This is a genomic window from Mycobacterium sp. SMC-18, from assembly GCF_045310895.1.
GTDB lineage: Bacteria > Actinomycetota > Actinomycetes > Mycobacteriales > Mycobacteriaceae > Mycobacterium.
Window position 1 is genome coordinate 90,859 of sequence record NZ_JBJIAL010000001.1, and the last position, 14,337, is coordinate 105,195.

Here is a 14,337-nt window from a genome sequence, read left to right on the forward strand (position 1 = left end):
CTTTAGGCGACCCGCCGCGCGCCCGCAGGGAATTCGCCCGAACCGGCGAATCGCCGCGTTCAGTTCGCGGGGCGATTCAGCATCCGAGGCTGAACGTATGCACAGAGTTTGCCGACGGCCGCCGAATCCGCGCGGCGCGATTGTTAATCTGCTGCATATGCGACGCAGCGTGACAGGCCACCCGGTTCGCCGGCCGGCTGACGCGGGAGACCACCGGGTACCCGCATGACCGCTGCCGGACAGAATCACTATTACTGGCTCACCTCGCTGCTCGCCGTCCGCGGCCTGCAGACCCGAACCTGCCGGGTGATCGCCGCGCTCAACGCGGTGCTCGGCATGGTTCCCGTGGTGCTGATGCTCAGCCCCGCGGGCCCCCATGGCCCGGTACGCCAGGCGATCGCCATCGCGGTCGGCGCCTGTGCGCTCGGCGTCGGCGCCGTCTGGCTGCGCCATTCCTGGCCCTCGCAGCGGTTCTCGGCGATCTCGGTGACGCTCGGCGCGATCCCGATGAGCGCGGCCTGCCTGATCATGACGGACCCGATGCTCGGGCTGCTGGCCACCAGCGCGTTCATCTTCTCCAGCGGTTATGTGGCCTTCCTGCACCGCCCCAGCGTGCTCGCCGGTCCCTGGGTGCTCGGCGGGCTCACGCTGGGATACCTGGGCGTCCGGGTCGGGTCCGAAGACCCCGCGCTGGCGGCGTGCGCCGTCCTGATCATCGCGCTGCTCAACGTCTTCGTGTTCTTCACGTGCCGCGTCGCGATCGGGCTCAGCTCGACCGACATCCACCACAGCGAGATCGAACCGCTGACCGGGCTGCTCAACACCGACGGGCTGTACTCGCGCGCCGCGAACCTGCTCGCCGCCCGCAACCGGCAGGACGACCGTCACATGGTGCTCGCGGTCGTCAGCATCGACAGCTTTCCGCTGCTGTCCTCGATGTCCGGCCAGCGGCGCGCCAACCGGGCCCGTATCGACGTCAGCCAGGCCCTGCGGGAAACGGTGCGCCGCAACGCCATCGCCGCGCACATCTCCGACAGCGACTTCATCGTCGCGGACACCTTCACCAGTCCCGACGCCTCGCCGCTGATCGACCGCGTGCAGGGCGCCATGAAGTCGACGCCGTCCCGGGTGACCGCGAGCATCGGCGTGGTGTGCACCCCGCTGGCGCCGCTGACGGTGCACCCGCCCGAGATCGTCATCGACGCCCTGCTGGCGGCAGCCGCCGAAGCCATGGAACGCGCCCGCGAGGACGGCGGCAACGACGTCCGCTACGACGTGCGGGACGACCTGCCGATCAACGAGTAGGCAGCTCGGCGCGAATCCGCGGTGCGATGAGGCCTGCCAGGTAGTCGTGTCCGGCGTCGGTCGGGTGGACGCCGTCGGGCGCGATGAGGTCCGGACGGTCGACGAACCACCGCTCGGCGATCGGGTCGACGAACGTGGCACCGGCCATCCCGGCCTGCATGCCGAGCACGTCGCGGATCTGCAGCACCGCCGGCGGTACGTCGGCCGTCGGCCAGGGCGGCCCGATCACCAGCAGCTTGGCACCGGGCGCCGTCGCCCGCGCCTGGGCGAAGGCGTCGTGCGCCATCCCCGACAGCTGCACGAGGTCGGCGCCCTGGTCATTACGGGAGCCGAAGAACACCACGAGGGCGTCGTCCGGCCGCACGGCGCGCCTGGTCAGGTCCAGGAAGATGCTGCCGTGGTCGCCGCGCACGACGTAACCGGCCCGGCCCTCGGCGGCGACGTCGGCCGTGATCGGGGCACCCCAGGCATCGAGGTTGCGACCCGCCTGCGCCGTCCAGCTCCGGGGGCCCTGGCCGCCGAAGTTGGTGCCGTTGGTGTACGAGTCGCTGATCACCGCGACGCGTTCGGGCATCCCCGGGCGCACGTTCCGGTACGCGTGTGCCGGACCGGGCGCGCTCACCACGGACACCGCACACAGCGCAGCGGTCAGCAACAAGGTGGTCAGATGGCGCACGGGTCTCCCATGATGAGTCGGTACTACGGCGTAGTGCGGTCAGCCTGCGCGTTCGGCGGGCTCTTCGTCGTCAGATATCGCCTGGAGTTTACGTTGTGTTACAACAGCTTTCGAGCCATCTGCCGGCCCGACCATGCGCCGCATCCAGTGCCGCGCCGGCTCTTCGACGTAGTGGAACAGCAGCACGGCACCGGCGAACGAGCCGGCCAGCAGCGCCAGCACGATGAACTTGGTGCCCCAACTCGGCAACATCTCGATGCGGTACTGCGCCGCGGCCCAGTTCCAGCCCTGATGCACGAGTTCGTGGACCATGTACAGGCCGAACGACACCTTGCCGCCGTAGACCATGACGCGGGTCGACAACAATGCGGGCAGGGTGCCGGTGCCGACCGAAAGGGCCACCACCAACGGCAGGAAGAAGACGTCGACGAGGCCGAAGTCGTCACGGATGGTCGGGATCGGATGTGCGTCGAACCAATACACGAGGCCCACGATGACGGCCAGCAGCACCACCGACAGCACCCCCGCGACCGTGCGGCCCCGGTCGGTCAGGTTCAGCTTGCGGACGGCGGCACACGCCAGGGCACCCGCGGTGAACTGCAGGACGATGCGCGGCAGCCAGCTCCACGGCGTGTAGAACTCGCCCGTGGCGGCCAGGAACAGCAGCGGCGGCAGCGTCACGGCGAACGCGAGCCACAGCAGGGTCCGCGCGCGGCTCACCCGGGCCACCCGGAACAGCACGATGACCAGCAACCCGAACAGCAGGTACGCCAGCCATTCCGCGCTGATCGACCAGGCCGGGCCGTCCCAGCTGGAGTTGTCGAAGTACGGCACCACCCACAGCTGGACCAGGAACAGCTGACGCAGGTAGTTGGGGCCGGTGAGGGTGGCCGCCTCCGGCGACGGGAAGTCGCCGACGTTGAGCGTGAAGATGATCCAGGCCACGGCGAGATGCATGGTGACCAGGTAGACGGGCCAGACCCGGGCCAGGCGGAGCCACAGGAAATGCAGCGTCGCCCGTGTCGACCACGCCGGCCCCATGCGCTCGAGGTAGTTCCAGGTGAGGACGAATCCGCTGAGGATGAAGAACAGATCGACGCCCTGCGCGCCGCAGTCGAGGATCGGGGCGAGGGCGTCGCTCAGGGGCGGTGACGCCTGCTTCAACAGCGGACGGAAATGGAACAGCACCACCCACACTGCCGCAACGATGCGCAGGCCGGACAGTGCCTTGATTTCACCGCTCGGCACCACACTCATGACGGGAAAAGGGTAACAGCGGCGAAGACCCGGGTCCTGATGGGAAACCTGTGACTTTTCTTGGATGACACTCCCGACCGCGTGATTCCGGGCCGAAATGCATTTCCCCACAGAAAGGCGTGTCCGGTAGTAACTCTGCTCACAGAATCGAATCGAGGAGTGCGGGAGGCTGGAATATCCGGCCGCTCAGGAGCATTCTGTAGACATGCTAATTAGGCGGAAATTCACGACATCGGCGGTCGCCGCGGTGGCCGCCACAGCAGCGATAGTTGCCGCTCCGGCCGCGGCGATGACCCTCTCCGGGAGCATCGGCACGGATCGGACCGTGGTTGCCGACAACGGCTACGGCGGACCCGATGGCCAGGGTGGCGGCGGTGGCTGCGGCGACGGCGCGAACTGGCGGGGCTGCGGTGGCTGGAACCCCGTCACCGGCGGCTTCGGACACGGCTGCTTCAACGGCATCTGTGGCGGCTGGGACGGCACCCGCGGCTGGGGCGGCTGACAACGCATTTGCTCGCGTCGCGAGATAATTGCGTTTTCCCTATTCACGGTGCTGAATAGGAATTTACTCGCGGCGCCAATGGGGTCCGCGGCGCGGTAATTGGATTTACTTCACCCGGGAAATCCCTAAGCTCGCGGCCATGGATCTGCCGAGCCCGCGAGCCGACGCGCCGCATCTGGCCGACGTGGTACCGGCCGTGCTGGCCGCGATGGGTGTCCCCGGGGCCCAACTCGACGGTGTGCACCGGCCCATCGACCTGCCCGGCGGTGTTCGTGGCGCGTGCGTGCTGCTGATCGACGGCCTCGGTGCCCAGCTCCTCGACACCTACGCAGCCGACGCTCCGGTACTGGCCGGGCTTCGCGGCCGGAACCTGCGCGTCGGCTACCCCGCCACCACCGCTGCGGGGCTGGCGGCGGTGGGAACCGGACGGCGCTCCGGCGAACACGGCATGGTCGGCTACTCGTTCCGGATTCCCGACCACGGCGTCGTCAACGCGCTGCGCTGGACGCCGCATCCCTTCGGCGCGGACCTGCGCGACGCGCTGGTGCCCGAGGACGTGCAGCCGCTGCCGACCACGTTCGGCCAGGCGTCGGCCGCCGGTGTCGCGGTGAGCGTCATCTCGGGCGCCGAATTCACCGATTCGGGGCTGACCCGCGCGGTGCTCCGCGGCGGACAGTACGTCGGGGTACATCGACTCGGCGACCTCGCGGCCCGCGTGCAGCAGGCCGTCGCCGACGGCGGCTTCTGCTACGGCTACCACGCCGATCTGGACATGCTCGGCCATCTGTACGGCGCCGGCTCGACGGCCTGGCGGATGCAGCTGCGGCAGGTGGACCGGCTGGTCGAATCGATCGTCGAGGCCCTGCCGGCCGGCGGGCTGCTGGCCGTCGTCGCCGACCACGGCATGGTCAACCTCGACGACGCCGACGTCGTCGACATCGATGCGCGTCCCGAGCTGTTGGACGGCGTCGTCGCCGTCGCCGGTGAGGCCCGGGCGCGGCACGTCTATGTCGCCGAGGGCGCGGCGGACGCGGTCGCCGACGCGTGGCGAGAAACGTTGGGCGCGAATGCCTGGGTGCGCACCAAGGAGCAGGCCATCGCCGAGGGGTGGTTCGGCGCGCGGGTCGGTGACGCGGCGCGCAGCCGCATCGGCGATGTCGTGGCAGCGGCCCGGGACAACGCCGGATTGGTACGTCGGACGGTCGAGCCTCTTGAATCTGCCCTCATCGGGCAGCACGGATCGTGGACAGATGCCGAGCAGCTGGTTCCGCTGCTCATCGCTTCCGGTTAGCCGGGACTATTCGGGCTTCAGATGTGCGTCGTCGGCGAAAACGAGGGTGCCACTGTCCAGCAGGACGGCCCAGCGGCGCGCCGCGTCGACAATATGGTCGTCGCCGACATCGACCGAATAGCCCGCATGATCGCCGTAGTCCTCCACGATCACACCACGCACGTCTTTGGCGTCGCCACGGTTGACGCGAACCCGCATGTCAACGGCGAACTTGGCGTTCCTACCCATAACCACCCCAGCATTCCCTGGTAAACACCGCAGGTACGGAACCTCGGCCCACCGACCTCTGCCCCGACGTCAGTAGGTACCGAACTTTAGGCCACCGTGACCACAGCGGCAAAGCAAACACCCCTGATTGACAGGTAGATGGTACGTGTCGTACCAACGGGCGTCGGCTACCGTCTTCGCCGTGATCGTGCTGCTGCCGCCCTCGGAGACCAAGCGCCCAGGTGGCGACGGACCGCCCCTGCAGCTCGGCACGCTCGGTGTGCCGGAACTCACGCCGCTGCGCGCAGCGCTGATCGACGAACTCGTCACCCTCGCTGCCGACCCCGAAGCCAGCCGCAAGGCCCTCGCCATCTCCGCCGCGCAGGACGCCGAAATCCAGCGCAACGCCGAACTGCGCAGCGCCCCGACGATGCCGGCCATCGACCGCTACACCGGGGTCCTGTACGACGCCCTGGACATCAGCTCACTGCGCGGCGCCACCGCAACCCGGGCACGCGCCCGGCTGGCCGTCGGGTCGGCACTCTTCGGCCTGCTGCGCGCCGACGACCCGATTCCGGCGTACCGACTGTCGGCATCATCGAAACTGCCCGCCGGCGGGACACTGGCCAGCCGGTGGAAGCCGGTCCTGGAACCTGTACTGGCCCAGCTGCAACAGCAGGAGCTCATCGTCGACCTGCGCTCCGGCTCATACGAGGCCCTCGGCAAGATCCCCGGCGCGGTGACCGTCGACGTCTACACCGAACGCCCCGATGGGCGGCGCACCGTCGTCAGCCACTTCAACAAGGCCCACAAGGGCCGGTTGGCCAGAGCGCTGGCCGGCAGCCGCGCCGAACCGACCGACGCCGCCGCCGTTGCCGCTGTTGCCCGTCGTGCCGGGATGCGCGTCGAACGCGACGGGGCGCAGTTGACGGTGGTGGTCACGGCGTGACGCCGACGGTCTGCGATAATGGTTCGTGAGGGGAGTATTCCTTCGCCACGGTGTCGTCATCACGTTGTCCAATGTCGGGCAGCCGGTGCTGTGGGCCGGCCGCCTGAATCGGGGCGACGGTGGTAGAGACCTCGGTCGTTCACTGACGCCCGGAGACACCCTCATATGAATGTTTCGACGCTGGAATGGTCCATCACCCTCGGGGTGACAATCGCCGTACTTCTCTTCGACGTGGTGGTGATCGGCCGCCGCCCGCATGAACCCACCACCCGGGAAACCGCCGGATACCTGGCGCTGTACATCGGCCTCGCCGTCGCCTTCGGCATCTGGGTATGGCAGTTCCACGGCGGTCAATACGGCATCGAGTACTTCGCGGGCTGGCTGACCGAGTACAGCCTCTCGATCGACAACCTGTTCATCTTCCTGATCATCATGGCCAGCTTCAAGGTGCCGCGAATCCTGCAGCAGGAGGTGCTGCTGATCGGCATCATCCTGGCGCTGATCTTCCGTGGCATCTTCATTGCCCTTGGCGCCGTAGCCATTTCGAAGTTCTCGTGGATCTTCTACCTGTTCGGCGCGTTCCTGGTGTACACCGCGATCAAGCTGGCCCGCGACACCGAGCACGACGACGACGCCGAGAACTCGATGGTGCGGTTCGCCCGCAAGTACCTCAAGGCGTCGGACCAGTGGGACGGCAGCAAGCTGCACACCGTGGTGAACGGCAAGCGCGTCCTGACCCCGATGATCCTGGTCATCATCGCGCTGGGGACCACCGACCTGCTGTTCGCGCTCGACTCGATCCCGGCGATCTACGGCCTCACCCAGGAGCCGTACCTGGTGTTCACCGCCAACGTGTTCGCACTGATGGGTCTGCGCCAGCTGTACTTCCTGCTCGGCGACATGCTCAAGCGGCTGGTCTACCTGTCGCAGGGCCTGGCCTTCATCCTCGCGTTCATCGGCGTGAAGCTGGTGCTGCACGCGCTGCACGAGAACACGCTGCCGTTCATCAACGGCGGTGAGCCCGTGCACGTGCCGCAGATTCCCACGCTGCTGTCGCTGGCGGTCATCATCGTCACGCTCGTCGTGACGACGGTGGCGAGCCTGTGGAAGACCCGCGTCGACAGCAAGGCCGGCGCCGCCTGACCGCGGCAACCGGTCACGGTTGCCAGATCGCTTGCGCGCCAGCAGGATGCCCTGGTGACCGATCTCGTGGACGATGCCGTCGGGCAGGCGCAACTGGTGGCCAGCGGCGCGGTGAGCAGCGCCGAACTGCTGGAGGCCGCGATCACCCGGCTCGAATCGGCGCGCCGGCTCAACGCCGTGGTCACCGATCTGTTCGACCGCGGCCGCGAACAGGCCCGCCGGCTCGATGAGTCGGGCGTGCTGCGCACCGGGACGGCCGGACCGCTGGCCGGGGTGCCGTTCCTCCTCAAGGACCTCGGGGCGTCGCTGGCCGGCGCCCCGGAGGCCATGGGGTCACGGGCGCTGCGCAGCCATGTCGCCGACCAGACCGCCTGGATCGTGCAGCGGTATCTGGACGCCGGGCTGGTGATCTTCGGCAAGACCAACACCCCGGAATGGGGCAACCACTGCACCACCGAGCCGTCCCTGTTCGGGCCGACGGTCAATCCGTGGTCACCGGAGGTCAGCCCAGGCGGCTCGAGCGGCGGGTCCGCCGCCGCCGTCGCGGCCGGCATCGTCCCCGCCGCCTCCGGTGGCGACGGCACCGGCTCGATCCGGGTGCCGGCGTCATGCTGCGGTGTCGTGGGCCTCAAACCGCGCCGCGCCCGGACCTCGTTCGCGCCCGGCGCCGGGCACGGGCTGGAGGGGTTGGTCAACGAGCACGCCCTCACCCGCACCGTCCGCGATAGCGCGGCGCTGCTCGATGCCGTCACCGGCAGCGCACCGGGCGACCCGTACTCTGCTCCCCTACCCGCCCAGCCGTTCCTCGATGCCATCGCGCAGACCCCGGCGGCGCAGCGCATCGCGATCGCGGTGGATTCGCCGTTCCCGGGGCCGGGCACCGACCCGCAGGTCGCCGCCGCCGTCGAGGCCACCGGCGCGCTGCTGGCGGGCCTGGGCCACCATGTCGAGCCGTCGGCGCCGAGCATCGATCCAGACGCTGTCGCCGACGCCATCGCGGTGCTGCACCGGGTCAGCAATGTCCAACTGCATGAACTGGCCGCGGCGCACCTGGGCCGTCCCCCACGCGAAGACGAATTCGAACCGAGCACCTGGATGATGATCCGCGAGGGATTCGCCACCACCGGCCTGGCCTACGCCGAAGCCATCGCGGCCGTCCACGCCCAGACCCGGCGGTTCGCCGCCGGGATGGCCGGCCACGACGTCCTGCTGGTGCCGACGCTGCTGTCCGGACCGCCGCCGTACGGCCTGCTCGATCAGCCCCGCGCCGGCACCCGCGAGTTCTTCGACGTCGAATTCGCCACCACCGGCTGGACGTCGCTGGCCAACGTGACGGGCTGGGCCGCCATTTCCCTGCCGCTGGGCCACACCGCGGACGGACTGCCCATCGGCGTCCAGCTGATGGCGCCGGACGAGACCATCCTGCTGCAACTGGCCCGGCAGCTGGAGCAGGCCGCGCCCTGGGCGGACCGCTACCCGCGCCCCTGAGTCCGCCCACCGCGGCGTGCAACAATTCGGCCATGGTCATGTCGATCGATCGCCCGAAACTCGAAGGCAACATCGCCGTCGGAGAAGACCGCCAGATCGGTTTCGCCGAGTTCGGGAACCCGCAGGGACGCGCCGTGTTCTGGCTGCACGGGACGCCCGGCGCGCGCCGGCAGATCCCGACCGAGGCCCGCAGCTTCGCCTCCCGCAACAACATCCGGCTGATCGGCATCGACCGCCCCGGCATCGGTTCCTCGACGCCGCACCAGTACGAGAACGTGCTCGGGTTCACCGAGGATCTGCGGACCATCGCCGACACCCTGGGCATCAACCGGTTCGCGGTGATCGGGCTGTCCGGCGGCGGTCCCTACACGCTGGCCACCGCGGCCGCCATGCCCGAGAGGGTGGTGATGGCCGCGGTGCTCGGCGGCGTCGCGCCGCTGATCGGCGAGGACGGCATCAGCAGCGGCCTGATGGAGCTGGCCAAGATCGTGCGGCCTATCATCGAGGTCGCCGACACCCCCATCCGCTGGGTGGCGGGGTCACTCATGAAGGTGATCGCGCCGTTCGGCTCCCCCGCGCTCGACCTGTACGCACGCATCTCCCCCCACGGCGACCGGAACCTGCTGAGCCGCCCCGAGTTCAAGGCGATGTTCCTCGACGACCTGCTGAACGGCAGCCGCAAGCAGCTGGCCGCGCCGTTCGCCGACATCGTCGTGTTCGCCCGCGACTGGGGCTTCCGGCTCGAGGACATCAAGGTGCCGGTGCGCTGGTGGCACGGCGACGCCGACCACATCGTGCCCTACGCCCACGGTCAGCACGCGGTGGCGCGCATCGCCGACGCGGAGATGTTCACGCTGCCGGGCGAGAGCCATCTCGCGGGTCTCGGTGTGCCCGAGGACATCCTGACCAAGATTCTCGAGGTCTGGGACGACGCCGACCTCGCGGGTCAGTAAGGCCCCTCAGACCGTCACCGGCTGACCGCTGAGTACGCGGCGCAGCATGTGCATGGCGACGGTCGTCGACCGCTCCCGGATGTCGGCCCGGTTGCCGGGCAGGTGGATCGTGCGCGTGTGGGTCGCACCATTGGCCAGCCCGACACTGAAACACACTGTGCCGACCGGCTTTTCGTCGCTGCCGCCACCGGGGCCGGCAATGCCGGTGATGCCCACGGCAACGTCGGCGCCGAACCGCTGCAGTGCACCCGCCGCCATGGCCTCGGCGACCGGTTCGGACACCGCACCGTGGGCCGCGATCAACGCGGGGTCGACGCCGAGCAGGTCCGCCTTGGCTTCGTTCGAGTACGACACCACGCCGCCGGCCAGGTAGGCCGAGGAGCCGGGCCGGTCGGCCAGCCGGGCCGCCAGCAGGCCCGCCGTGCACGACTCGGCCGTCGCGATGGTGCGGCCCGAAAGCAGTTGCGCCACTTGGTCATCGACCAGCGCACCGTCCTCGGAGAAGACGTCGTGCGGATGCCGCTCACGCAGCAGCGCGGCCAGTTGCCGGTAGCTGTCGGTGGCGTCGGGTTCGTAGCGGGTGACGATCTCCAACTCGCCGCGACGCAGGCACGTCGTGATCTCCAGCCCCGCGAAACCGGGCACCAGGGTCTCGGCTTCCCGCAGCGTCTCGGCCAGCCCGGACTCGGGCAGGCCGAACATCCGGATGGTCTCCTGGCGGTAGACGGTGCGGCCGGCGATCGCACGTTGCGCCGTCGCCGTCTCGATGGCCCGGCTCCACATCGGCCGCAGCTCGCGGGGCGGTCCGGGGAGCACGATCACCGTCGGTGCGCCGCCGGCCCGGGTCACCACGACACCCGGCGCCGTGCCGACGGGGTCGAGGATCTCGACGCCGTCGCCCGCCGGCACCAGGGCCTGCTTGCGGTTGGCCGCCCGGACCGCCTCGAAATCGGCGCCCGGGAACCGGCCCATGAAGGACCGCAGGATCTCGGCGATGCGCTCCTCGAGCGCTTCGTCGAGCACCAGCTCGCGGCCGCAGAACTTCGACACCACGGCGACGGTCATGTCGTCGGCCGTCGGCCCCAGGCCGCCGCTGGTGACGATCAGGTCGACACCTTGTGCGGCAAGGAAATTCAGTTGCGCTTCGATGTCCTCGGGCCGGTCACCGCAGATGGTGATGTGGGCCAGCTCGACGCCGAGTTCGAGCAGCCGGTCGGCCAGCCACGGCCCGTTGAGGTCCTGGACCCGGCCGGTGAGAACTTCGGTCCCGGTCACCACGATGCCCGCACGCACGCCCATGGCGATCAGGGTACGGCGCTGCGGGCTCGGTCAGACCGCCAGCCAGGCGCGCACGGTGTCGAGCTCGCGCGTGTACTGCTCCATGATGTCGTCCTGGAACCGCGTGCCGCCGCTGATCGCGTCGTCACCGCGCCAGATCACGCGGACCCGGGACGCGCCACGCAGGTAGACGTCGACGCGGTCGTCCGTGTGCCGCTGCCACCCGCTTGCGGCGGTGCGCTCGGCCAGTGCGGAGCGTTCGTCAGCCATGTGTTTCTCCTTCACGTCGACTCACCATCATGTCCTATGCGCCCGGTCTCGGGACCCGCGGTACCGCGTCGGGCGCCGCGGGCCGGACGTCCGGCTCGGCCAGACCAGGGTCGGTCACCGAGGCCCGCGCGGCCGCCTCCGCCGCGTCCTGAGGTGGCCGGCCACCGGTCACCGGGACCGTCACGGGCGGCGTGTTGTAGCCGCCGACCCGCACCCAGCCGGCGTTCACGCCCGGCTTCGGCACCAGCCCCCGGACATGCGCGGTCTCCCCCGGATACACCGTGACGTAGTTGTCGCTGTACTCGATGGGCAGGATTTCGTCGGCGTCCGGCGCGGTGGTCAGCTCGGCCCGCTCGAAGAACGCGACCTGCTTGGTCGGGTTGCGCAGCGTGATGTCGACGACCTGCTGGCCGTCCCCGTTCACGGTGCCGGCGGCACTGACCTCGAGGCGGGCCTTCGTCATGTAGTTCAGCGGCGCCATGTCGGCCCACGCGGTCTGGTGCAGCTCGAAGGCGACGTCCTTGCGGGGGTCTCCGATGTCGTCCTGCTGCGACTGCCAGTAGTCGTTGTCGGCGATGACCTCGCCGACCGGGTTCACCAGCTCGCACCGGACGAAGAACACCCGGGAATCGGGCACCACCCGCGGCAGCGTCAGTGCCACCGCGGCGGCACCGGACGCCACGTCGTACGGGTCACTGGTGCGGTCGTCGCGCAGGTTCCCGTTGATGTCGTACACCCGCGTGCGCACACGCAGGCCCACCGCGTTCTCCGGGCTCTGGTTGGTGATGCTGACCTTGGCGGTGCTGTGGTCGCCCGTGGCGTACGAATCGAACGTCACCGACAGCGGCTGCAGACCCTTCTTCGCGCCGTAGTACGCACCACCGGGCCGCAGGTAGTAGTCGAAGATGTTGCCGAAGAACGACGGCCAGTGGTTGTTGAGCATCCAGTAGATCGTCATCTTGTGGTCCGCCCAGCCCAGCGCGGCGAACGACTCGAACTGGGCCCGCGTCGCCTCGTAGTGGGCGAGCTGGGCCTTGCGCGTGAATTCCTCAGCGCCGCTGGAAGATCCGTAGCGCTGTACGACGGCGTTGCGGATGCTCGCCAGGGCCTCGTTGCCGGGGTTGGAACCGGCGTGGAAGTACCACATGTCGTTGATCGGCCACAGCTTGTCCGGCGGGATGAACTTCCGCAGGCTCGCGAACGGCGGGATGTGCTCGTTGTCGCCCTGTTCGGCCGACGCGCCGCGGGCGGCGGCGTACTCGCCGTCGAACCAGTACGCGGGCGGCCGCCAGGTGTACGGGCCGGCCATCTGGATGCCGTCCCACAGCCGATTGCCCGACGAATCGGTCGTGTACGACGACACTGTGTCGACGACGGCGTTCTGCCAGTGCAGCTTTCGCAGAATCTCGTGGTACTGCTCGAGGATGTCGGCGGGCGGGTGCCCGTCGCTGGCGTTGGCCCAGACGAACGCCGACGCATGCGATCGCAACATCGTGATCTGCGAGCGCAGGCTGTCCTGCGCCACCCGGTGGTCCTCCTGGCCCCACTGCGGCCACTTCTCCCACTGGTTGCAGCACATCCAGCCCACCATGAGCGGGATGCCCAGTTCGTCGGCCCGTTCGATGAAGCGGGCACCGGGAATCTTCGATTCCATCCGGATCATGTTCAGACCCAGATCCTTGACGTAGCGCAGGATGGCGTTGTCGCGGTCGGGATCGTCGCGGTACAGCAGGTCCGGGGTGTAGGTGGCCCCGCGCGCCAGGAAATCGCGGCCGTTGACCTTGAGATAGAAGTTGCCGCCGGAGCCGAGCTGCGGGAACTCCTCGCTGCCGTCGCGGCCCTGCTCGATGGACCGGATGCCGAAGCGCTGCTTCAGCTCATCGGTGGCCTGTCCGTACTGCAGGAACTGGATACGGAGGTCGTACAGGTCGGGCCGGCCCATTGTGTACGGCCACCACAGGTCCGGGTGGGACAGGCGCAACGCTTCGTAGTCACCGGGACTGAACGTGACGTCGCGGCTCTCCCCCGGCCCGAGCGACACCGGCCGCTCGATGTGGATGTCCGCCTTGCCGGGTCGGGTGATGGTCGCCCGCACGACGCCGTTGACCCGCTGGTCGGAGTAGTTGGTCAGGCCCGACCGCACGCTCAGCTGGGCGCTGTCGGTGCGCGGCAACGGCAGCTGGCTGTTCACGGTCGCGTCGGTGATCGCCACGTCGCCCGACATCTTCAGGGTGACGGGCTTGAGGATGCCGGCATTGCGGTCCGCCACGAACGAGTTGCCGTTGGCCGGGTTCTTGCCGGGACCCTGATACCCGAGGTAGTTCCAGTTGATCCAGTCGAACCAGCTGTCGGCCAGCTCCACGCCGTCGACGTCCTGCAGCGCGCGCTCCGGGGTGACCTTGACGGCGAGGGTGTTGGCGCGGCCGCGGTCGATCCACTTCGACACGTCCAGGGTGTGGTCGACGTACATGCCTGCGATCTGCTTGCTGTCGGCGATCTGATGCCCGTTCAGCCAGATCTCGGCGCGGTAGTTGATGCCGGGAAAGTTGAGCCGGTACGTCGAGTGCCCGGCCGGTGCGACGAACGTGGTGCGGTACCACCAGTCCTGCTTGTACAGGTCCTGCGGCACCTTGGTCAGCAGGTTGTCGCCGTAGTAGAGGTCCGGGTAGGTGCCGTCGTCCTGCAGCGCCTGCAGCACGGTGGACGGCATGTGCCGCACCTGGTGCCAGCCGGGACCGGCGGCCGGGAATCCGTCGACGCTGAGCTGCGCTCCGGTGGCCACCATGCCCTGCGCGGAGGACAGCTGCCAGCCCTGCGCGAGCTCCACTTCGGCGGCCGCGCTCATGGGCCTCAGCAGGCGCGGCAGATCACCGGTGCACGCGAACAGCAGCACCAGAGACATGACGGCACCCAGCACTGCACCGCGGCGCAACTCGGTTGATATAGCCCTGCTCCCTCCGAGAACATCAGCATCTGAACGCGCTTCTACAACCGAATGCGCGATGTGGGGGCACCTCA

At 68.9% G+C, this 14,337-nt stretch carries 13 protein-coding genes; 7 read left to right on the top strand and 6 right to left on the bottom strand.

The genetic code is table 11. From position 1 onward, the window contains the following. Positions 1-225: 225 nt before the first annotated feature. Positions 226-1,305, top strand: a complete 1,080-nt coding sequence (locus ACJH6J_RS00445; protein ID WP_212811352.1) for a GGDEF domain-containing protein — start codon at positions 226-228, stop codon at positions 1,303-1,305. Here ACJH6J_RS00445 and ACJH6J_RS00450 read toward each other — a convergent pair. Together ACJH6J_RS00450 and ACJH6J_RS00455 are read right to left on the bottom strand one after the other, a co-directional pair. Beyond that, positions 1,295-1,981, bottom strand: a complete 687-nt coding sequence (locus ACJH6J_RS00450) for an Rv0518 family GDSL lipase (protein ID WP_212811351.1) — start codon at positions 1,979-1,981, stop codon at positions 1,295-1,297. The two genes, ACJH6J_RS00445 and ACJH6J_RS00450, sit on opposite strands and share 11 nt — an antisense overlap. A gap of 39 nt (positions 1,982-2,020) precedes the next feature. After that, positions 2,021-3,238, bottom strand: coding sequence for an acyltransferase (locus tag ACJH6J_RS00455; RefSeq protein ID WP_318984984.1), 1,218 nt, complete (start codon positions 3,236-3,238; stop codon positions 2,021-2,023). A gap of 205 nt (positions 3,239-3,443) precedes the next feature. On the opposite strand from ACJH6J_RS00455, the gene ACJH6J_RS00460 reads away from it, so the two are divergent. Together ACJH6J_RS00460 and ACJH6J_RS00465 are read left to right on the top strand one after the other, a co-directional pair. Beyond that, a complete protein-coding gene (locus ACJH6J_RS00460; protein ID WP_406784259.1) occupies positions 3,444-3,740 on the top strand; it encodes a hypothetical protein in 297 nt (98 codons plus the stop codon). A 139-nt stretch (positions 3,741-3,879) separates the two neighbouring features. Next, positions 3,880-5,031, top strand: coding sequence for an alkaline phosphatase family protein (locus tag ACJH6J_RS00465; RefSeq protein WP_406803387.1), 1,152 nt, complete (start codon positions 3,880-3,882; stop codon positions 5,029-5,031). A 6-nt stretch (positions 5,032-5,037) separates the two neighbouring features. On the opposite strand, the gene ACJH6J_RS00470 is transcribed toward ACJH6J_RS00465, so the two are convergent. Further along, the gene (locus ACJH6J_RS00470; RefSeq protein ID WP_244872532.1) at positions 5,038-5,259 is read right to left on the bottom strand and encodes a hypothetical protein; all 222 of its coding nucleotides are present in this window, start codon (positions 5,257-5,259) and stop codon (positions 5,038-5,040) included. A 181-nt stretch (positions 5,260-5,440) separates the two neighbouring features. Here ACJH6J_RS00470 and yaaA point away from each other — a divergent pair, with 181 nt between their 5' ends. The 4 genes from yaaA (at position 5,441) to ACJH6J_RS00490 (ending at position 9,771) form a co-directional block, all read left to right on the top strand. Beyond that, entirely contained in the window at positions 5,441-6,187 is a 747-nt protein-coding gene (yaaA, locus tag ACJH6J_RS00475; RefSeq protein WP_406803388.1) for a peroxide stress protein YaaA, read from the top strand. 165 nt (positions 6,188-6,352) lie between these two features. Continuing rightward, positions 6,353-7,330 (top strand): TerC family protein, encoded by a 978-nt coding sequence (locus ACJH6J_RS00480; protein WP_212811346.1) that lies wholly within the window; start codon positions 6,353-6,355, stop codon positions 7,328-7,330. Between the two features lie 54 nt (positions 7,331-7,384). Further along, complete coding sequence (locus tag ACJH6J_RS00485; protein WP_406803389.1) at positions 7,385-8,818, top strand: amidase; 1,434 nt, start codon at positions 7,385-7,387, stop codon at positions 8,816-8,818. A 32-nt stretch (positions 8,819-8,850) separates the two neighbouring features. Further along, the gene (locus ACJH6J_RS00490) at positions 8,851-9,771 is read left to right on the top strand and encodes an alpha/beta fold hydrolase (protein WP_406803390.1); all 921 of its coding nucleotides are present in this window, start codon (positions 8,851-8,853) and stop codon (positions 9,769-9,771) included. 6 nt (positions 9,772-9,777) lie between these two features. Here ACJH6J_RS00490 and ACJH6J_RS00495 read toward each other — a convergent pair whose 3' ends face one another. The 3 genes from ACJH6J_RS00495 to ACJH6J_RS00505 are packed head-to-tail and all read right to left on the bottom strand — an operon-like array spanning position 9,778 to position 14,221. Further along, on the bottom strand, positions 9,778-11,076 hold the full coding sequence (locus ACJH6J_RS00495; RefSeq protein ID WP_406803408.1) for a competence/damage-inducible protein A: 1,299 nt from the start codon (positions 11,074-11,076) through the stop codon (positions 9,778-9,780). Between the two features lie 24 nt (positions 11,077-11,100). Beyond that, positions 11,101-11,319, bottom strand: a complete 219-nt coding sequence (locus ACJH6J_RS00500; RefSeq protein ID WP_036420352.1) for a hypothetical protein — start codon at positions 11,317-11,319, stop codon at positions 11,101-11,103. A 34-nt stretch (positions 11,320-11,353) separates the two neighbouring features. Further along, positions 11,354-14,221 carry a glycosyl hydrolase 2 galactose-binding domain-containing protein gene (locus ACJH6J_RS00505; protein WP_406803391.1) on the bottom strand — a complete coding sequence of 956 codons (2,868 nt, stop codon included), beginning with the start codon at positions 14,219-14,221 and terminating at the stop codon, positions 11,354-11,356. Positions 14,222-14,337 lie beyond the last annotated feature (116 nt).